Source organism: Pseudomonas sp. LRF_L74, from assembly GCF_965644255.1.
GTDB lineage: Bacteria > Pseudomonadota > Gammaproteobacteria > Pseudomonadales > Pseudomonadaceae > Aquipseudomonas.
Window position 1 is genome coordinate 217,172 of the sequence record NZ_CBFFRH010000006.1, and the last position, 19,648, is coordinate 236,819.

The window sequence follows — 19,648 nt, forward strand, 5'->3', positions numbered from 1 at the left end:
GTTCGAGCCACTTCGGCTTGCGGCTTGCGGCTTGAAGCTGCTCTATGAATATTCTGATCATCGGACCGAGCTGGGTCGGCGACATGGTGATGGCGCAGACCCTGTTCGTGTGCCTGAAACAGCGTCATCCCGGCTGCGCGATCGACGTGCTGGCGCCCGAGTGGAGCCGGCCGATCCTCGAGCGCATGCCCGAGGTGCGTGCCGCCCTGAGTTTTCCGCTCGGCCATGGCGTGTTCGACCTGGCGACCCGGCGCACGATCGGCAAGTCGCTCAAGGGCCGCTACGACCAGGCCATCCTCCTGCCCAATTCGCTGAAGTCGGCGCTGGTGCCGTTCTTCGCCGGCATCGCCAAGCGCACCGGCTGGAAAGGCGAGATGCGCTATGGCCTGCTCAACGACATCCGCAAGCTGGACAAGGCGCGTTACCCGCTGATGATCGAGCGCTTCATGGCCCTGGCCTATGACGCGGGCACTGCGCTGGCCAGGCCGTATCCTCAGCCGCGCCTGCGTATCGACGAAGCCAGCCGTGAACAGGCCCTGGCCAAGTTCGGCCTGAGCCTGGACCGCCCGGTGCTGGCGCTGTGCCCCGGCGCCGAGTTCGGCGAGGCCAAGCGCTGGCCGGCCGAGCACTACGCCGAAGTGGCCGAGACCAAGATTCGCGCGGGTTGGCAGGTCTGGCTGTTCGGCTCGAAGAAGGACCATCCCGGTGGCGAGACCATTCGCCAGCGACTGATCCCCGGTTTGCGCGAGGAAGTCAGCAACCTGGCCGGGGAAACCTCCCTGGCCGAGGCCATCGACCTGATGTCGGCGGCCACGGCGGTTGCCTCCAACGACTCCGGCCTGATGCACGTCGCGGCGGCGCTGGATCGCCCGCTGGTGGCCATTTATGGCTCGACTTCGCCGGGCTTCACCCCGCCGCTGGCCGAGCATGTGGAGATCGTCCGCCTGGGCATCGAGTGCAGTCCGTGTTTCGAGCGGACCTGCCGTTTCGGCCACTACAACTGCCTGCGCGAGCTGAAGCCCGCGCCGGTGATCGAAGCGCTGGAACGCCTGGCCATGGCCGAGGGCGTCTGAGTGCGGGTTCTGCTGATCAAGACCTCATCGCTCGGCGATGTCATCCATACCCTGCCGGCCTTGACCGATGCGGCGCGGGCGCTGCCCGGCATCCAGTTCGACTGGGTGGTGGAGGAGGGCTTCGCCGAGATTCCGGCCTGGCACCCGGCCGTTGCCCAGGTGATCCCGGTAGCGATCCGGCGCTGGCGCAAGAACCTGTTCAAGACCCTGTGCAATGGCGAGTGGCGACGCTTCAAGGCACGCCTGCGCGAGACCCAGTACGACCTGGTGATCGATGCCCAGGGCCTGCTGAAAAGTGCCTGGCTGACCCGCTACGTCAAGGCGCCGGTCGCCGGCTTCGATCACGAGTCGGCGCGTGAGCCGGTCGCGACGCGTTTCTATGCCCGCACCTTCAACGTGCCGCGTGAGCAGCATGCCCTGGAGCGGACCCGCCAGCTGTTCGCCCAGGCGCTGCGTTATCCGCCGCCAGATGGCATTGGCGACTACGGCCTGGATCGCCACCTGCTGGCCGACCCGGGCACGCAGCCGTACCTGATGTTCCTGCATGGCACCACCTGGCCGAGCAAGCATTGGCCGGAGGCCGACTGGCGCGCCCTGGCCGAGGACATGGCGGCATTGGGCTGGGCGATTCGCCTGCCCTGGGGCAACGAGAGCGAAAAAAGGCGGGCCGAGCGGATTGTCGAAGGGATTCCCGGCGCCGCGGTGCTGCCGCGCCTGAGCCTGGCCGGGGTGGCCAAGGTGATCGCCGGGGCCACGGCCTGTGTGGCCGTGGATACCGGCCTTGGCCATCTGGCGGCGGCCCTGGATGTGCCGACCATTTCTCTCTATGGCCCGACTTTGCCTGGGCGCGTGGGCGCCTATGGCCGTTCCCAGGTGCATCTGTGCGCGACCGGGCCCGGCGCCGGCAGCGGCGACCGCCGTGCCCCCTGCTTCGACACCCTGGGGGCGGAGCGTGTCAGCACCGAACTGCAGGCATTGCTGCTCAATCTGCCGGAGGGCCTGGCCTGATGCGCTTGGCCTTCATTCTCTACAAGTATTTCCCCTTCGGTGGCTTGCAGCGTGATTTCCTGCGCATCGCCCTGGAGTGCCAGCAGCGTGGCCATGCCATTCGCGTGTACACGCCGATCTGGGAAGGCGATATCCCGGCGGGTTTCGAGGTGGTGGTGGTGCCGGTCAAGGCGCTGTTCAACCACACGCGTAACGAGAAGCTCACCGCCTGGGTCGAGGCCGACCTGGCGCGCCGTCCGGTGGACCGGGTGATCGGTTTCAACAAGATGCCGGGGCTGGACGTCTACTACGCCGCCGACAGCTGCTTCGAGGAAAAGGCCCAGACTCTGCGCAACCCGTTGTATCGACGCTGGGGCCGCTACAAGCATTTCGCCAACTACGAGCGAGCCGTGTTCGATCCGTCCTCGCCGACCGAGATCCTGATGATCTCCGAGGTGCAGCAGCCGCTGTTCGTCAAGCACTACGGCACGCCGGCCGAGCGCTTCCACCTGCTGCCGCCGGGTATCGCCCAGGACCGCCGCGCGCCGGCCAATGCCGCCGAGGTGCGTGCCGCATTCCGGGCTGAGTTCGAGTTGAAAGACGACGAGCTGTTGCTGGTGCAGATCGGCTCCGGGTTCAAGACCAAGGGCCTGGACCGCAGCCTCAGGGCGCTTGCCTCGCTGCCGCGCGCGCTGAGGGCGCGCACCCGGCTGATAGCCATCGGCCAGGACGATCCGCGTGCGTTCCAGTTGCAGGCCAAGACCCTCGGGGTGTCGGATCGGGTGCGGATTCTCAAGGGCCGCAGCGACATCCCGCGGTTCCTGCTCGGCGCCGATCTGCTGATCCATCCCGCCTACAACGAAAACACCGGCACCGTACTGCTCGAGGCCCTGGTCTCCGGCCTGCCGGTGCTTGTCACGCAAGTGTGCGGCTACGCCCACTATATTGCCGACGCCGATGCCGGCCGCGTGGTGCCGGCTCCCTTCCAGCAGGAAACCCTGAACCGCATGCTCGCTGAAATGCTTGCCGACGATGCCGCGCGCCGCCGCTGGCAGCGCAATGGCCTGAGCTTCGCCGAAACGGCCGATCTCTATTCCATGCCGCAGCACGCGGCCGATGTCATTCTGGCGGAGCGCGGATGAAAGTCGTGCTGAACGAACCGTTCGCCAGCCTGTGGGCCGGGCGTGATCCCTTCGCAGCCGTCGAGGCACTGGAAGGCCAGGTCTATCGCGAGCTGGAAGGCCGGCGCACCCTGCGCACCGAGGTCGACGGGCGCGGTTTCTTCGTCAAGATCCATCGCGGCATCGGCTGGGGCGAGATCGCCAAGAACCTGCTGACCGCCAAGTTGCCGGTGCTCGGCGCCGGCCAGGAATGGACCGCCCTCGCGCGCCTGCACCAGGCAGGCGTGCCGACCATGACGGCGCTGGCCTATGGCGAACGTGGCGACAACCCGGCGACCCAGCACTCCTTCATCATCACCGAAGAGCTGGCGCCGACCGTCGATCTTGATGTGTTCTCCAGGGACTGGCTCCAGCAGCCGCCAGAGCCACGCCTCAAGCGCGCGCTGATCGCCGAAGTGGCGAAGATGGTCGGCACCATGCATCGCGCCGGGGTCAACCACCGTGACTGCTACATCTGCCACTTCTTGCTACACACCGACAAGCCGGTCAGCGCCGACGACCTGCGCTTGTCGGTGATCGATCTGCACCGTGCCCAGACCCGCGATGCGGTGCCGGTGCGCTGGCGCAACAAGGACCTCGCAGCCCTGTATTTCTCGGTGCTGGATATCGGCATGACCCGGCGTGACGGCCTGCGTTTCCTGCGCGATTATTTCCGCCTGCCGCTGCGCCAGATCCTGCGTGACGAAGCGCGCCTGCTGGCCTGGCTGGAGCGCAAGGCGGCCAAGCTGTACCAGCGCAAGCTGCGCTACGGCGGTGCGCTCTGATGGCGGGCTGGCGTCTGGAACCGGCCTATGCGCAGTTGCAGGCGTTCGCCAGCCTTGAGGCCGTGTTCGCGCTGGAGGGCGAGCACCTGACTCGCGACCCGCTGTCGGAGGTGATCCGTGTCGAGTTCGAGGGCGTGCGCTACTACGTCAAGCGCTACTGGGGCGCGGGCAAGGGCTTGCGACGTTTCCTCGGGCGGCCCCGGGTCAAGGCCGAATGGCAGAACCTGCAATGCTTTGCCAGGTGGGGCATCCCCACGGCGCCCATCGTCGCCTATGGCTTGCAGCGCCGTCTGGGCATGTTCCGGCGTGGCGCGCTGATCACCCGCGAGTTGCCCAATACCCTGGATCTGGCGGTGCTGGCCCGCGATGCCGATCCACGCCTGGCCGATCCACGCTGGGTCGACGCGATCAGCCGGCAACTGGCCGAAGCCACGCGGACCCTGCATGGCCATGGCTTCGCCCACAACGACCTGAAGTGGCGCAACCTGCTGGTCGACGACCAGCAGACCCTGTTTCTGATCGACTGCCCGACCGGCGACTTCTGGTGGGGCGCCTTCCTGCGCCGGCGCATGCTCAAGGACCTGGCCTGCCTGGACAAGGTGGCCAAGTACAGGCTGAGCCGCAGCCAGCGACTGCGCTTTTTCCTGCGCTACCGCTGCCATAAGCGGTTGACGACCGATGACAAGCAGTGGATCAGGCAGGTGCTCAAGTATTTCGAGGGACGGGAATGAACGATTTCATCGCCACCGAGGATCGGGCCCTGCTCGAGCGTCACGGCCTGGCCAGCTTCGACGCGCTCTGGAACCTGAAATTGCAGGCCGTGGACGAACCCAACACCGAGCGCGGTGGCTGGAGCAGTGTCTATCGCCTGGACCTGGGCGAGGCGGCCTATTATCTCAAGCGCCAGAGCAATTACCTGACGCGCAGCCTTGCCCGCCCCTTCGGCGAGCCGACCTTCGCCCGCGAGTTCCGCAATATCCGCCACTACCTCGAGTTGGGTATTCCCGCCTTGCAGGCGGCGTTCTTCGCCGAGCGCAAGTCGGCTGGCGAGCGCCGCGCGGTGTTGCTGACCCGTGCCCTGGATGGCTGGCAGGACCTCAGCCACTGGCTGGAAAACTGGCCGTCGCATGGCGAGGCCACGCGTAGTGCGGTGCTCAAGGCGTGCGGGCTGCTGGCCCGGCGCCTGCACGCGGCGGGGCAGATGCATGGCTGTTTTTATCCCAAGCACATCTTTCTCAAGGTGCAGGGTGAGGGCTTCGATGCCTGCCTGATCGATCTTGAGAAAACCCGCCCGCTGCTGCTTGGGCGGCGGGATCGGGTCAAGGATCTGGAACCCCTGCTGCGCCGTGCGACAGCGTGGCGGGAGGATGATCTGCGTATTCTGCTGGGCGCCTACCTGGATGACGCCGCCGACCTGGATGCCTGGGGCGCTCGCCTGCTCGCTCGCCAGCAGCGCAAGGAGACACGCTGATGCGCCTCGCGCAACTGGCCGGCACCGGCCGCGCGCCGACATTGCCCATGCAGCTCGAACTGGCCGATGCGGCCGGTACGGCGACGCTGGTCGTCGAGCGCTTGTTGCGCGTGTTACCGGGGCAGCGCTATGTCGGCGTCGGCCTGTGGCGCGGGCGCAAGGTGCTGGCCAAGCTGCTGGTGGGCAGTCGCGCCGCCCGCCAGTTCGAGCGTGAGCTGCGGGGGGCACGCCTGCTTGCCGGACAGGGCCTTGCCACGCCGGCGCTGCTGGTCGATGGCCTGGACGCGGGGGGCGGCTGGCTGTTGTTCGACTATCTCGAACCGGCCGAAAGCCTGGGCGAGGCCTGGCAGGCGGTGGCCAAGCGGCCCCTGCTCGACGACGGGCAGCAGACGGTTCTCGGCGAGGCGCTGACGGCGCTTGCTACCTTGCACGGCAAAGGCCTGTGGCAGGCCGACCTGCACCTGGACAACCTGCTGCGCTGCAAGGGTGAGCTGTACCTGATCGACGGCGGCGGCGTGCAGGCCGAAGTGCCGGGCCAGCCGCTGTCGCGCGGCAGGGTGCTGGAGAACCTCGGGGTCTTCTTCGCCCAGTTGCCGGTCGAGCTGGAGCCTTTTCTCGAAGAACTGCTGGTGTATTACCTGTTGGCCAACGGCGAGCACGCGTTGCCGCTGGAAGCGCTGCTCAAGGAAATCGCCAAGGTGCGCCGCTGGCGCCTGCGCGACTACCTGAAGAAGGTCGCTCGCGACTGCAGCCTGTTCAGCGCCCGCAAGGGACCGTCGGCGCTCCAGGTGGTCAGCCGTGCCGACGAAACGCTGCTGCAACCGCTGTTGCACAATCTCGACCTGCTCACCGAGGGCGGCCAGGTGGTGAAGGATGGCGGCACGGCCACGGTATCGCTGATCGAGCTCGATGCTCGGCCGTTGGTGGTCAAGCGCTACAACATCAAGGGCGTCGTCCACTGGTTCAAGCGTTTCTGGCGCCCCAGCCGTGCCTGGCACAGCTGGCGCGAAGGGCACCGCCTGGCTGTGCTGGGCATCGCCACGCCCAGGCCGCTGGCCGTGGTCGAGCGGCGCTGGTGCTGGTTGCGGAGCAAGTCCTACCTGGTCACCGAGCGCTGCTTCGGCCCTGACCTGATTGCCCGCTTCGCCCCGTATGTCGACAGTGCGCCGCCCGAAGCGGATCTGCGGGCACTGGAGACCTTGCTCGCCGCCCTGCTGCGTGAGCGCATCAGCCATGGCGACCTGAAGGGGCACAACCTGCTCTGGGACGATGGCCGCTGGATGCTGATCGATCTCGACGCGATGCAGGCCCATCGCAGTGAGTGGAGCTTCCGTCGAGCCTATGCCCGTGACCGCGCCCGTCTGCTGCGCAACTGGCCAGAGGGCTCATCGCTCTATCGTTTGCTCGATAGTCGCCTGCCTTTGGCAAAAGTGGGCGATTAACGAACGCAAAGCGCTGCGACGCAAAGCCGCATGGTTATTGGCTATCACCCGTCCGCCCAGGGCCGGATGGGCGATGCCCGTTGATTCAGCCAGGTGTAACGCATGCCGTTGATCGGCAGAATCCGTCGCCTTCCAAGAACAATACTTCTCTAAATATTGCAGAGCCTCGGGCTCCATCTGCTATCGCAGGAGTTTTTCGATGAATCAGACAACGACGCGCGCCAACGGACCGGCGCGCTGGATCGCCTTGCTGGTAGGGGTGGCCATTACCCTGATCGGCCTGGCCTTCGCCGTGGGTGGCGCTTACCTCGCGACCCTGGGGGGGAGCTGGTACTTCCTGTTGGCCGGCATCGGTCTGCTGGTCTGCGGTGTGCTGGTCGCGGCTGCGCGGCCGGCTGGCATCAATGGCTTCTGGGTGGTCTTCGCCGCCACGGTCGCCTGGGCACTGTGGGACGTCGGCCTGAATTTCTGGCCGCTGGTTTCCCGCGTGTTCATGTTCGGCGTCATCGCCCTGGTGCTGGCGCTGCTGCTGCCGAGCCTCAAGCGCGGTGTGGGCCAGCGCACGGGCAAGGGCGGTTATGCCTTCGCCGCGTTGTGTGCCATAGCCATCGCCGCAGGTTTCTACGGCATGTTCATCCCGCATCCGCCGGTGGCCAATGGCAACGGCCCGCAAGTGACCGCCGTGACGCCGGAAACCGAGCAGAAGAACTGGGCGCACTACGGCAACACCGCCGGTGGCTCGCGCTTCGCCGCGCTGGACCAGATCAACCGCGACACCGTCAAAGACCTCAAGGTGGCCTGGACCTTCCATACCGGCGACGTGCCTGAGAGCCCCACCGGCAACGGCGCGGAAGACCAGCAGACGCCGCTGCAGGTCGGCGACAGGCTGTTCCTCTGCACCCCGCACAACAACGTGATCGCCGTCGGTATCGACAGCGGCAAGGAACTGTGGAAGCGCGAAATCAACGCCAAGTCCTCGGTGTGGATGCGCTGCCGTGGCCTGGCCTACTTCGACGCCACCGAGCAACTGGCGCAGCCGAGCGTGCCGGACTCGACTCCGGTGACCGAGGTCAGCGTGCCGGCCGGTGCCAACTGCCAGCGGCGCGTGCTGATGAACACCATCGATGCGCAACTGATCGCCATCGACGCCGATACCGGCGAGTTCTGCCAGGGCTTCGGCGACAACGGCCGGGTCGACCTGCGCGCCGGCCTGGGCGATGCGCCCGACCCGCAGTATGTACTGACTTCGCCGCCGGTCATGGCCGGCACCACCGTGGTGGTCGGCGGGCGCATCCCTGACAACGTCAAGACCGACATGCCGGGTGGCGTGATCCGTGGTTTCGATGTGATCAGCGGCGCGCTGCGCTGGGCCTTCGATCCGGGCAACCCGCAGGACAAGCAGGCGCCGGTCGATGGCAAGAGCTACGTGCGCAGCACGCCGAACGCCTGGGCGCCGATGTCTTACGACGCGGCGATGAACACCGTGTTCCTGCCGATGGGCAGCCCGTCCACCGACCTGTGGGGCGTGGAACGTACCCAACTGAACCACAAATACGGCGCTTCGATACTGGCGGTCGACGCGACCACCGGCAACGAGAAATGGGTCTACCAGACCGTGCACAACGACCTGTGGGACTTCGACCTGCCGATGCAGCCGAGCTTGATCGACTTCCCCAAAGAAGATGGCAGCAAGGTTCCGGCGCTGGTCATCGGCACCAAGGCCGGCCAGTTGTTCGTCCTCGACCGCGTTACCGGCAAGCCGCTGACCGAGGTCAAGGAGGTCCCGGTCAAGGCGGCGGACATCACCAACGAGCCGTACTCGCCAACTCAGCCGCGCTCCGTCGGTATGCCGCAGATCGGTGCGCAGACCCTGACCGAGTCGGATATGTGGGGCGCCACGCCGTTCGATCAGCTGATGTGCCGCATCGCCTTCAAGAAGATGCGCTACGAGGGGCTCTACACCGCGCCGGGCACCGATGTGTCGCTGAGCTTCCCCGGCTCCTTGGGCGGCCTGAACTGGGGCGGCATCTCCACCGATCCGGTGCATGGCTTCATCTTCGTCAACGACATGCGCCTGGGACTCTGGGTGCAGATGATCCCCACCGAGAACAAAGAGGGCGCGACCTCGTCGGGCGGTGAGGCGGTCAACACCGGCATGGGCGCGGTGCCGCTGAAAGGCACGCCGTACTCGGTGAACAAGAACCGCTTCCTGTCGGCCGCGGGCATTCCATGCCAGGCGCCGCCTTATGGCACGCTCAGCGCCATCGACCTGAAGACCCGGCAGATCGCCTGGCAGGTTCCGGTCGGCACCGTCGAGGATACCGGCCCGCTGGGCGTGAAAATGGGCCTGCCCATGCCGATCGGCATGCCGACCCTCGGTGGCACCCTGTCGACCCAGGGCGGCCTGGTGTTCATCGCCGGCACCCAGGACTACTACCTGCGCGCCTTCGACAGCGCCAACGGCAAGGAAATCTGGAAAGCCCGCCTGCCGGTCGGCAGCCAGGGCGGCCCGATGACCTACAAGTCGCCGAAGACCGGCAAGCAGTACGTGGTCATCTCCGCCGGTGGCGCCCGTCAGTCGCCGGACCGTGGCGACTACGTGATCGCCTACGCGTTGCCGTAGTGCAAGAGGTTTGCGGCAGGCAGTTTTGAGGCGTGAACGGATAGTTGTTCGATGATCGGTTTATGGCCTCGTCATTCCCGCGAAGGCGGGAATCCAAAAAAGCGTCGAGTCTTCTGGGTTCCCGCCTTCGCGGGAACGACGACTAAATACACCGAGTAAGGACGACCACTTGTGCCTCAACGCAGTCATTGAGGCACAAGCGAAAACATCCTGAAGCGCTGGAAGCCCGAGGCCGGACGAAGAGGATTTCGTCCAGCCTTCGGCTTCCAGCGCTTTTTTCGTCTTTTCGCCTTATACCGTTATAATCCCCCGCCTTATTTCGGCTAGACGTGCCAGGCACGTCTGGCCTTCCTTTTTTGAGGCGGCGTCGTGCTGCCCGCAGTTGCAAGAGGCTATTCCGTTGGCATTGACCATTCTCGGCCTGTCCGGCGCGCTCAGTCATGATCCGTCCGCGGCCCTGTACATCGACGGCAAGCTGATCGCCGCTGTCGAAGAAGAGCGCTTCGTGCGTGACAAGCACGCCAAGAACCGCATGCCCTACGAATCGGCCAAGTTCTGTCTGGAGCAGGCGGGCATCAAGCCGTCCGATGTCGACGTGGTGGCCATTCCCTTCGCGCCGATCAGCCTCTTCGAGAAGGCTCGCTGGCATTACGCCAAGCGCTACTGGTACGCGCCGGACCGCGCCCTCGATGCGATCCTGCTGGGCAATCGCCGCTACTACCGCTACAAGAAACGCATCGAGTGGTGCCTGCAGCAACTGGGCTTCGACCTGAAGAAAGTCAAGATCGAGCCGGTCGAGCATCACCTGGCCCATGCGTCCAGCGCCTATCACTGCTCGGGCTTCAGCGAGAAGACCGCGATCCTCGGCATCGACGGCAAGGGCGAGTACGCCACCACCTTCTTCGGCTACGGCGAGAACGGCAAGATCCACAAGATCAAGGAGTTCTACGACCCGGACTCGCTGGGCGGCCTGTATGGCGCGATCACCGAGTTCCTCGGCTTCGAGATGCTCGACGGCGAGTTCAAGGTCATGGGCATGGCGCCCTACGGCGATGCCGCCAAGTACGATTTCTCGCGCCTGGCCACGTTCGAGAATGGTGAGTTGATCATCAACACCGACTACGCCAACGTCATCGGCTTCCGTCGCTACAAGGAGAAAGGCAAGGGCTACTACTTCTCGCCCAAGCTGATCGAGTGGCTCGGACCCAAGCGCGAAGGCGACATCGCCGACGACCCATACATCCATTACGCGGCGAGCATGCAGGCGCTGTTCGAGAAACTCGCGCTGCAGATGATGGAGTACTACCTCGGCGACATCCTCAAGGAAACCGGCAAGATCGCCTTCGCCGGCGGCTGCGCGCTGAACGTCAAGCTGAACCAGAAGATCATCGCCCGCGACGACGTCAAGGAGCTGTTCGTCCAGCCGGCCTCCGGCGATGCCGGCACCGCGGTTGGCGCGGCCGCCTACATCTCGCACCAGCGCGGCGTGCCGGTGGAGAAGATGGAGCACGTCTACCTCGGCCCGTCGTACAGCAACGAAGACGTGATCGCCGCCTGCGCCCGTCACCCGGCCAGGCCGACGTTCCGCCGTATCGACAACACCGCCCAGCGCATCGCCAGGATCATGGTCGACGCCAACCCGGTGGCCTGGTTCCAGGGCCGCATGGAGTTCGGCCCGCGTGCCCTCGGCGGTCGCTCGATCATCGGCTGCCCGAGCGTGCCGGGCGTCGCCGACCGGATCAACGAGCAGATCAAGTTCCGCGAGCGCTGGAGGCCGTTCTGCCCGTCGATGCTCGACAGCGTGGCGCCGCAGATGCTCAAGGTCGACCACCCGAGCCCGTTCATGACCTTCACCTTCGAGGTCAATGACGAATGGAAGAACCGCGTCGGCGAAGTGGTCCACGAAGACGGTACGTCGCGTGCCCAGGTCCTGGAGCGTCGCCACAATCCGCGCTGGTACGACCTGATGGTCGAGCTGGAAAAACTCACCGGCAACGGCGTGTCGCTGAACACCTCGCTCAACCGCCGTGGCGAGCCGATGATCTGCTCGCCGACCGACGCGCTGAACATGTTCTACGGTTCCGACCTGCAGTACCTGATCATGGAGGACATCCTCGTGGTCAAGGACGGCAAGGATTGGTATGACTGCGTCTGAGCCGTCGGTCGTCGAGCGCCCGCTGATCAGTGTGGTGATTCCCGCGTACAACTACGCACGCACCTTGCCGCGCGCGGTCGAGTCGGTGGTCGCCCAGCTCGATACGACCAGCGCCGAGCTGCTGCTGGTCAACGATGGTTCGCGTGACGACACCGTGGCGGTCGCCGATGCCTTGCTGGCGCGTTTCCCCGGGCGCCTGCGGGTTATCCACAAGGAAAACGGCGGGCCGTCATCCGCGCGCAACCGTGGCATCGCCGAGTCCACCGGCCAGTTCCTGGTGTTCCTCGACGCCGACGACGAACTGGCGCCCCAGGCGCTGCTCGCGCTGGCCGAACATATCGCCAGCCATCCGCAAAGCCGCTTCATCATTGGCGGCCACTGCTCGATCTCGCCCGACGGGCGCCGTCGCGAGCACCTGCCGGATGACCTGCCGAGCGTGCCGCTGGAGCGGCTCAGGGCTTACCTGCTGGACAAGAAGCTGGCGCTGTCGAATGGCGCGTGTGCCATGCATCGGGATGTGTTCCAGCGTGGCGTATACCCCGAGAGCTTCCGCAGTGGCGAGGACATCCCGGTGTTCGCCCAAGTGCTGTGGAACGAACCCTGCTCGGTTCTCGCCAAGCCCCTGGCGTTCGTACACAAGCACGACGACAGCCTTCGTCACCAGTCGCAGCACGCGCTGGCTGGCGGGCTTGAACTGGTCGACGAGGTGTTTTCGCCACAGCGGCTGGCGGCGGCGGCGATGGTGTTGCAGGGCGAGTTTCGCGTGCAGCGCTGCCTGTCGCTGTTCCGCACCTCGCTGATCGCCAACCGAGCGGACGACGCCAAGCGTTTTTTCCGTGAGGCCGTGCGTCAGGACTGGCGCGTGATTTTCAGATGGTCATATTCGCGCAAGGCCGTACGACTCTGGTTGCGGGGAGGCACAGCTAGATGAGCGAACGCCGTATCAAGGTGCTGCAACTGCAGAACTACTACAACGTCAATGCCTCCGACCTCGCCGAGCAGGTGGTCCAGGCGCTTCCGACGGACGCCTATGAGGTGACGACGGCCTTCCTGCGTGGCCGCCCCGGCAGCGGTGATCCGTTGAGCAAGGCGGAACACGTGCATTACTTCGATTTCAGCAAGAGCGCCACCGGCGGTTTGCGCCTGCGCGTGCTCTGGGCCCTCTACAAGCATTGTCGCGCCGAAGGCTACGACCTGGTGGTCGCGCACCGCTTCAAGCCCATAAATATCTTCATGATGCTTGGCCGCTGGCTGCCGGTGCGCGGCTTCATTGGCGTGGCCCATGGCTTCGGCGAGTATGACCGGCCCTATCGGCGCTGGCAGTTGCGCCGGCTCCTGACGCCGGCCTGGCGCCTGGTGGGGGTGTCGCGTGCGGTGCGCGATTACCTGCTTGCCAGTAACGCCGGTTTCACGCCGGGCAACACGCTGCAGATCAACAACGCCATCGATATCGACAAGGCCGAGGCCTTGCAGCATGACAAGGCCAGGAGCCGTGAATTGCTCGGGCTGCCAGCCCATGCATTGATTTTCGGCACCATCGGCAGGCTGGTTCCGGTCAAGGGGCACATCCACCTGATTCGTGCTTTCGCCGAGTTGCAAGACTCCGCCGCGTACCTTGCGATCATCGGCGAGGGACGCGCTCGTCCTGAGCTGGAAGCGGTCATCGCCGAGGCAGGCCTGAGCGGTCGCGTGCATCTGCTGGGCGCCAGGGACGATGCCTTGCAATACCTCAAGGCCTTCGATGTGTTCGTCATGCCGTCGTTGAGCGAAGGGCTGCCCCTGGCTCTGCTCGAAGGCATGAGCGCCCGCTTGCCGGTGGTGGGCTCGGATATCCCCAGCCTCAAGCCGATTCTCGAGGACTGTGGCGGGCGCCTATTTCCGTCCGCAAACGCCACGGTCCTGGCCCAGCGTCTGCGGGAGGTCCTGAGCCTGAGCGAGGAACAGCGGCGCGAAGAGGGCGAGCGCGCCTATCGCTACCTGCGCCAGGCGCACGACATCGGTGATTTTCGCCGGCAGTACCGCCAGGCCATCGAGCAACTGTTGCAGCGGGAGCCGCCTAGCGATGCCTGAGTCCGCCCAGCCCCTGGTCAGCGTGATCATCTCTTCCTATAACCACGCGCCCTACATCGAGGCCTGCATCGAGAGCGTGCTGGCGCAGACCTATCCGAACATCGAGCTGATCGTCGTCGATGACGGTTCCCGCGACGACAGCGTCGAGCGGATCAGCGCCTTGCAGGCTCGCTATGCGTTCGATTTCGTGGCACAGGCCAACCAGGGGCTGGCACGCACCCTGAACGACTGTATCGCGCGTTCCAGGGGCAGCCTGATCGCGCCGCTGGGGTCCGACGACATCATGCTGCCGGAGCGCATCGCCAGGCAGGTAGAGCATATGCACGGCAAGCCGGAAGTCGGCATATGCGGGTCCAACATCCAGCTCATCGACGCTCAGGGGCAGGTCTTGGACCAGCGCTTTCGCGCACACGCGTTTCGCCGCCTGGATTTCGACGGCGTGTTCCTGGGCGACGAGACCGGGGCCCCCGCGCCGACCCTTCTGTTCCGGCGCGAGGCGCTGGAACGGGTCGGCGGCTTCGACCCGGAGATTCGCCTGGAGGATTTGCTGGTCGAGCTGAAGATCACCCAGGCCGGTTACTTCATCGACATCCTGCCCGATGTGCTGGCCAAGTACCGGGTGCACCATACCAACACCTACAAGAACCGCCGCTTCATGGTCGACACGGTGCTGGCGACGTATGCGAAGTTTCAGGACCATCCCGCCTATGAGCGTGTCTGCGCGCGCTTTCGCAACTCGATGCTGCTCAAGTGTGCCCGCGACGACAAGGCGCTGGCCCGGCAACTGCTGGCTGAGCTGCCGCTGCGTCACTGGAATGGCAAGACCCTGCGCGGCCTGGCCCGGCTGTGCTTTGGCAAGAGTCGCCAGCAAGTCGCCTGATACTTGCCGTCCGCAAGGGGTGGCGCTTCATGACGAGCAACTGATTTCCAGATGCTTGCCCCACTCGGGCGGCCGCTCGGCGAAGCGTTGCTTGCCGGCCTGCTCGGTGAAGGGCTGGCCGAGCACCTCATGCAGTTCGCGCACGGGGGCATAGTCGCCGCGCTCGGCGGCTTCGATGGCCTGCTGGGCCAGGTAGTTGCGTAGCACGTAGAGCGGGTTGACCGCGTGCATGCGCTGTCGGCGTTGCGCCTGGTCATGCTCTTCGCGGGCGGCACGGGCGCAGTAGTCGCTGGCCCAGGCATCGAAGGCGACCAGGTCGACGAAGTCGTCGCGCAGCACCTTCACCGCCTCTTCCGGGGCCTGCTCGCCGAGACGACGGAAAAACAGGTTGTAGTCTACCGCGCGGCCCTGCTGCATCAGTTGCAACAGGCGTCGCACCAGGGCCTCGTCGCCATCCTCGGCCTGGCTGAGGCCCAGCCGCTTGCGCATCAGGTCCAGGTACTGGGCCTGGTACAGCGGCAGGAACAAGGCGATGCTGGCGCGCAGTTCATCCACGTCGACGTAAGGCGTCAGGGCCTGGGCCAGGGCGGCCAGGTTCCACTGGCCGATGGGCACCTGGTTGCTGAAGCTGTAGCGTCCTTCGCTGTCGGAGTGGTTGCAGATGTGGCCTTCGTCGAAGTCGTCGAGGAAGGCGTAGGGACCGTAGTCGAAGGTGATGCCAAGGATCGACATGTTGTCGGTGTTCATCACGCCATGGCAGAAGCCGTAGGCCTGCCAGCGGGCGATCAGTTCGGCGTTGCGTTCCACCACCTCGCGGAAGAAGGCGGCATAGGGCTGCGCTTGCTCCAGGCACGCCGGGAAGTGCTGGGCGAGCACATGCTCGAGCAGGGTCTTCAAGTGCTCGTGCTGCCGGGTGTAGTAGAAGTATTCGAAGTGGCCGAAGCGTACGTGGCTGGGGGCCAGGCGCAAGACCATCGCCGCGCTTTCCTGGCGTTCGCGCCATACCGGCGTGCTCGAGCCGATCACGCACAGCGCGCGGCTGCTGGGAATACCCAGGGCGTGCAGGTATTCGCTGGCGAGGAATTCGCGGATCGAACTGCGCAGCACCGCACGGCCATCGCCCATGCGCGAAAAGGGCGTCTGCCCGGCGCCTTTCAGGTGCAGGTCCCAGGATTGCCCGGCAGCGTTGCGCACTTCGCCGAGCAGCAGGCCGCGGCCATCGCCCAGGCGCGGGTTGTAGCTGCCGAACTGGTGCCCGGAATAGACCATCGCCCGTGGCTCGGCGTCGCTCCATAGCTGGTTGCCGCTGAACAGCTCGGCGAATACCTGTCGCTCGCTCTCGGCGGGGTCGAGGTCGAGCAGCGCCATGGCCGATGGACTGGCCACCACCAGGCGCGGCTCGGCGATCGGCTCGGGCAGCACTTCGATGGAGAAGGTGTCGCCGAGGCGGGCGAAGCGATTGTCGAACTGCAGGTCGTCGAGGCGTTTCAAGGGATGGCTCCCGCTTGTATGAGTAAGCATTGTCCGCACCTGGGGCACGGGCGTCCAATACCGGGCAGGAATGCCGATAGGGCCCAGCGGACCTGCCCCTTCGTGTCAGCCCTTGGGCGTGTCCTCATCGACATGGGTCACCGCCGGTGCCTGCTGCTCGATGCGGCGACCCAGGGTGATGTCCATCTTCGGCGTGGTGATCAGGTTGATGCCGTTCTCCCTGAACAGCTCGTCGACCCGGCGATTGAGCTCGTCGGTGGCCAGGCTGCGGTCACCGAGTTCGCGCACGTAGACCTTCAACTCATGATCCAGGGTGGTGGCGCCATAGGCCCTGATCTGCACGGTGGCCGAGGGGTCGCGCAGTACCCGTGGGTTCTCCTGGGTCGCTTGCAGCAGCAGTTTGCGCACCAGTTCCAGGTCGGTGCCGCGGTTGACGGCGAAGGTCAGGACCACGCGGGTGATGGTGTCGGTCAGGGTCCAGTTGATCAGTTGGCTGGTCAGCAGGATCTGGTTCGGCACCACCACGGCCTTGCGGTCGCCATCGGTGATGTGGGTGGCGCGGATGCGGATGCGATTGACCGTGCCGGTGACCGTGCCGATGGTGATCAGGTCGCCGATCCGGATCGGCCGCTCGAACAGCAGGATGATGCCGGAAATGAAGTTGGCGAAGATCGCCTGCATACCGAAGCCGATACCCACCGACAGCGCCGCCACCAGCCATTGCAGTTTGTCCCAACTGACGCCCAGGGTGGACAGCGTGGTGACCACGCCGAGGCCGACGATGGCGTAGGACAGCAAGGTGGTCGTCGCGTAGGCACTACCCTGCGACAGCTTCAGGCGTGACAGCACCAGCACTTCCAGCAGGCCCGGCAGGTTGCGCGCGAAGGTCAGGGTCAGGCCGATGATGATCAGGGCGCCGAGCACGTCGAGCATGCTGATCGGCACCATGCTCGCGGCGCTGCCGGTGCCGCTGGTGTATTGGTAGAGGGTGATGTTGTCCAGGTAGGTGAACACCCCGAGCAGATCGGACCAGACCAGGTACAGGCAGGCGATGAAGGCGCACAGCAGGCCGATGCGCACCAGGCGCAGGGATTGCTGGTTGACCTGCTCGATGTCCAGTTTCGGCTCTTCGATCGGTACTTCGGTGCCGTCCTCGCTTTCGCTGGTCTGCGCCTGGCGGGCGGCCAGCGCACGCTGGTAGGCCAGGCGCCGGGCGGCCACGGCCAGGCCACGACCCAGGGCGGCCTCGAGGATCTGCCAGAACATCAGCAGGTAGAGGGTGTCGATCAGCCGGTCGGTCAGCTTCAGGGCGGTGTAGTAGTAGCCGAAGCCTACCGCCAGCATCAGCGCCACCGGCAGGGCGGTGAAGCCCATGCCGATCAGCAGGCGGAACGGCGAGGTGTTTTCGCGCATCGGCTGGGCCACGGTCAGGCGGGCGACGATCCAGGTCATCAGGGCGAAACAGGTGAGGACCACGGCGATACCGATCACGTCCTCGGCCAGGGCCGCGGGCTGCTGCTCGGCCACGGTGACCACCGCGACCAGGGCCATCACGGTGACGCCAAGGCTGCGGGCCTGGCGACTCAGGTAGGCGATCTGCGCCCGTGGCCAGCGAAAGTGCAGGTCCGCCACGCCGCCAGGGGAGAGGATGCGATAGAAGGTGTAGAACACCAGCCAGGCTTCGGCCATTTCCAGCAGGGCGCTGCCGAGGGCGGCGTTCTGCCCTCGGGCGTCGATCTGCAGGGCCAGGCCGCCGAGGGCCAGCAGCAGGGTTACCGGCAACGCCAGCAAGACGTTGATGAAGATCGCCAAGGGGGTGTGCAACTGGCTGTCGCGCCTGAAATGGCCGATGTCTTCGTGCAGGTCGGTGAGTTTCTGGTACAGCCAGCGCCGCCGCCACAGCAGGGCGCCGATCAGCAGTAGCAGGGGGACGAACAGCCACGGGCGATCGGCGAGGCCGGCGCTCAACTCTTGCGCAGCGGATGCCCAGGGCATGGCGTCGAGCTGGTTGCGCAGGAAGTTCGGCGCTTGTTTCAGCCAGGCCAGGTCCAGCGGGTTGTTGCTGGGAATCCAGAACATCTGCTCGTCGAGGCTCTTGCGCAGGGCGACCGTGGTGTCGAGCAACTGTTTCTGGTTCAGTTGCAAGGTTATCGACTCGTTGAGCAGCGAGTTCAGTTCACGGCTCAGGCGGTCGTACAGGTCGCTGCGGGTGCTGGCCAGTTGCAGCAGGGTCTCGCGCAGCTCCGGTGTGTTCTGCTCCTTGGGCTGGTTGGCGAGCAGGCTGTCGACATAGGTGGGCAGGCTGTTCAGCGCATCGCGCTGCTGGCTCAGCTCGAACTGGTACAGGCGGATATCGGCGATTTCGTCAGCCAGGTTGCCGTCGTCCTTGTGCAAGCGTGGCAGCGCCTGTTTCTGCTGGTAGAGGATCTTCGACAGCAGCAGGCTGCCCTTGAGCACGTTGATCTGCTCTTCCAGGGCCTGGTCGGTCTGGTTGACCGTGTCCAGGCGCTGCTTGGTTTCCAGGTTCTGCCGGGTCAGTGCATTGAGGCGGTCGGTGGCGCGCAACAGATAGTCGGAGAGCTTGAGATTGGTGGCGCGCTCCTGGGCGATCAGACCGTCGGGGGTGGCCGTCGCCGCTTCGCGGGAGAGTTGTGCGACGGTCTCCTCGGAGCTGGCGCGACGCTTGTCGTTGATCAGCGATTGCAGGTCCAGGGTTTCCTGCTCCTGGCGCTTGATGCGCTCGGTGAGCAGGTCGTGGCGGGCGTTGCCGAGATCCTGCAACTGGTCGTTGCCGGCCAGCTCCTGGCGCAGCAGCTCGGTGCGCGCCGCCAGCGCCGCGAGTTCGGCGTTCAGGGCGCCGCGTTGTTCGGCACTCAGGGTCTTGCCTTGGTCCTTGCCGGCCTTGAGCAGGGTGTTGATCTGCAGCGAGCGGCTCTGGTTGCTGCTGATTTCCGCCTGGGCGCGCTCGGGGCGGGTCTGGGCGGTGACGATCAGGCTATTGGCTTCGGTCAGTTGCTGCTGCCAGTCGGCCAACTGGGTGGAGCGCTGGCTGAGCAGGGCATCGAGTTGCGTGGCATTGGACTTGCCGTAACGCTCGGCGACCAGCGTCGGGTTGCTGGCCTTGAGCCGGGTGTACTCGCGCTGGGCCTCGCTGATCTGGCGCGGGGCGTCGGCCAGCTGGCGCTTGAGGTTGTCCAGGCGCTGTTCGCTGTCGGCCTTGGCGGCGAGGAATGCCAGGGTCTGCTCCAGGCTCTGCTGCGCCAGCTTCTGGTCGGCCTCGGGCAGCTTGCGTTCGGCGAGGGTATCGATGCTCTGCTGGATGGCACTGGCGGTGGGCAGTGTCGCGGCCTGCAGGTTGCAGGCAAGCAGGCAGAGCAGGGCGGCGGGAATGAAGGTGCGCAGGAGTGACATCGCGTTCGGGCGGCTCGAGGAAAGGTTGCGGCTAATCATAGGCCAGGTGCCACGCGGCGGGGCACCGCGCGGTATGAAAGAGGTCATGGACAATTGCGCT

14 protein-coding genes are annotated in these 19,648 nt (G+C 65.6%); 12 read left to right on the plus strand and 2 right to left on the minus strand.

All coding sequences use genetic code 11. The annotated features are described in order from the left end of the window. Positions 1–44: 44 nt before the first annotated feature. From waaF to ACSZPK_RS16865, 12 genes are all read left to right on the plus strand, one after another. The gene (gene waaF / locus ACSZPK_RS16810) at positions 45–1,073 is read left to right on the plus strand and encodes a lipopolysaccharide heptosyltransferase II (RefSeq protein ID WP_437882620.1); all 1,029 of its coding nucleotides are present in this window, start codon (positions 45–47) and stop codon (positions 1,071–1,073) included. Continuing rightward, on the plus strand, positions 1,074–2,081 hold the full coding sequence (gene waaC, locus ACSZPK_RS16815; protein ID WP_437882621.1) for a lipopolysaccharide heptosyltransferase I: 1,008 nt from the start codon (positions 1,074–1,076) through the stop codon (positions 2,079–2,081). Beyond that, complete coding sequence (locus ACSZPK_RS16820; protein ID WP_437882622.1) at positions 2,081–3,202, plus strand: glycosyltransferase family 4 protein; 1,122 nt, start codon at positions 2,081–2,083, stop codon at positions 3,200–3,202. The genes waaC and ACSZPK_RS16820 overlap by 1 nt, the downstream gene beginning before the upstream one ends. Continuing rightward, positions 3,199–4,005, plus strand: coding sequence for a lipopolysaccharide core heptose(I) kinase RfaP (gene rfaP / locus ACSZPK_RS16825; RefSeq protein WP_437882623.1), 807 nt, complete (start codon positions 3,199–3,201; stop codon positions 4,003–4,005). Before ACSZPK_RS16820 ends, rfaP begins: the two co-directional genes overlap by 4 nt. Further along, positions 4,005–4,736, plus strand: coding sequence for a lipopolysaccharide kinase InaA family protein (locus ACSZPK_RS16830; protein ID WP_437882624.1), 732 nt, complete (start codon positions 4,005–4,007; stop codon positions 4,734–4,736). The genes rfaP and ACSZPK_RS16830 overlap by 1 nt, the downstream gene beginning before the upstream one ends. After that, the gene (locus ACSZPK_RS16835) at positions 4,733–5,476 is read left to right on the plus strand and encodes a lipopolysaccharide kinase InaA family protein (protein ID WP_437882625.1); all 744 of its coding nucleotides are present in this window, start codon (positions 4,733–4,735) and stop codon (positions 5,474–5,476) included. The genes ACSZPK_RS16830 and ACSZPK_RS16835 overlap by 4 nt, the downstream gene beginning before the upstream one ends. After that, positions 5,476–6,918 (plus strand): lipopolysaccharide kinase InaA family protein, encoded by a 1,443-nt coding sequence (locus ACSZPK_RS16840; RefSeq protein ID WP_437882626.1) that lies wholly within the window; start codon positions 5,476–5,478, stop codon positions 6,916–6,918. The genes ACSZPK_RS16835 and ACSZPK_RS16840 overlap by 1 nt, the downstream gene beginning before the upstream one ends. Positions 6,919–7,117: 199 nt before the next feature. Beyond that, entirely contained in the window at positions 7,118–9,541 is a 2,424-nt protein-coding gene (locus ACSZPK_RS16845; protein ID WP_437882627.1) for a glucose/quinate/shikimate family membrane-bound PQQ-dependent dehydrogenase, read from the plus strand. Positions 9,542–9,941: 400 nt separating this feature from the next. Then, positions 9,942–11,696: a carbamoyltransferase family protein gene (locus ACSZPK_RS16850; RefSeq protein WP_437882628.1), complete on the plus strand. Its 1,755-nt coding sequence runs from the start codon at positions 9,942–9,944 to the stop codon at positions 11,694–11,696. Beyond that, positions 11,683–12,627: a glycosyltransferase family 2 protein gene (locus ACSZPK_RS16855; protein WP_437882629.1), complete on the plus strand. Its 945-nt coding sequence runs from the start codon at positions 11,683–11,685 to the stop codon at positions 12,625–12,627. Before ACSZPK_RS16850 ends, ACSZPK_RS16855 begins: the two co-directional genes overlap by 14 nt. Beyond that, positions 12,624–13,766 (plus strand): glycosyltransferase, encoded by a 1,143-nt coding sequence (locus ACSZPK_RS16860; RefSeq protein ID WP_437882630.1) that lies wholly within the window; start codon positions 12,624–12,626, stop codon positions 13,764–13,766. Before ACSZPK_RS16855 ends, ACSZPK_RS16860 begins: the two co-directional genes overlap by 4 nt. Continuing rightward, positions 13,759–14,646: a glycosyltransferase gene (locus tag ACSZPK_RS16865; RefSeq protein ID WP_437882631.1), complete on the plus strand. Its 888-nt coding sequence runs from the start codon at positions 13,759–13,761 to the stop codon at positions 14,644–14,646. Before ACSZPK_RS16860 ends, ACSZPK_RS16865 begins: the two co-directional genes overlap by 8 nt. A gap of 27 nt (positions 14,647–14,673) precedes the next feature. Here ACSZPK_RS16865 and selO read toward each other — a convergent pair whose 3' ends face one another. Together selO and mscK are read right to left on the minus strand one after the other, a co-directional pair. Then, on the minus strand, positions 14,674–16,137 hold the full coding sequence (gene selO, locus ACSZPK_RS16870; RefSeq protein ID WP_437882632.1) for a protein adenylyltransferase SelO: 1,464 nt from the start codon (positions 16,135–16,137) through the stop codon (positions 14,674–14,676). 105 nt (positions 16,138–16,242) lie between these two features. After that, a complete protein-coding gene (gene mscK / locus ACSZPK_RS16875; protein ID WP_437882633.1) occupies positions 16,243–19,548 on the minus strand; it encodes a mechanosensitive channel MscK in 3,306 nt (1,101 codons plus the stop codon). Positions 19,549–19,648 lie beyond the last annotated feature (100 nt).

Bases quoted from the DNA above. Each gene is read 5' to 3' on its own strand.
- ACSZPK_RS16855 (WP_437882629.1), top strand. From the start codon at position 11,683: ATGACTGCGTCTGAGCCGTCGGTCGTCGAGCGCCCGCTGATCAGTGTG.
- waaF (WP_437882620.1), top strand. From the start codon at position 45: ATGAATATTCTGATCATCGGACCGAGCTGGGTCGGCGACATGGTGATG.
- ACSZPK_RS16840 (WP_437882626.1), top strand. From the start codon at position 5,476: ATGCGCCTCGCGCAACTGGCCGGCACCGGCCGCGCGCCGACATTGCCC.
- ACSZPK_RS16845 (WP_437882627.1), top strand. From the start codon at position 7,118: ATGAATCAGACAACGACGCGCGCCAACGGACCGGCGCGCTGGATCGCC.
- ACSZPK_RS16860 (WP_437882630.1), top strand. From the start codon at position 12,624: ATGAGCGAACGCCGTATCAAGGTGCTGCAACTGCAGAACTACTACAAC.
- ACSZPK_RS16830 (WP_437882624.1), top strand. From the start codon at position 4,005: ATGGCGGGCTGGCGTCTGGAACCGGCCTATGCGCAGTTGCAGGCGTTC.
- ACSZPK_RS16865 (WP_437882631.1), top strand. From the start codon at position 13,759: ATGCCTGAGTCCGCCCAGCCCCTGGTCAGCGTGATCATCTCTTCCTAT.
- ACSZPK_RS16820 (WP_437882622.1), top strand. From the start codon at position 2,081: ATGCGCTTGGCCTTCATTCTCTACAAGTATTTCCCCTTCGGTGGCTTG.
- mscK (WP_437882633.1), bottom strand. From the start codon at position 19,548: ATGTCACTCCTGCGCACCTTCATTCCCGCCGCCCTGCTCTGCCTGCTT.
- ACSZPK_RS16835 (WP_437882625.1), top strand. From the start codon at position 4,733: ATGAACGATTTCATCGCCACCGAGGATCGGGCCCTGCTCGAGCGTCAC.
- rfaP (WP_437882623.1), top strand. From the start codon at position 3,199: ATGAAAGTCGTGCTGAACGAACCGTTCGCCAGCCTGTGGGCCGGGCGT.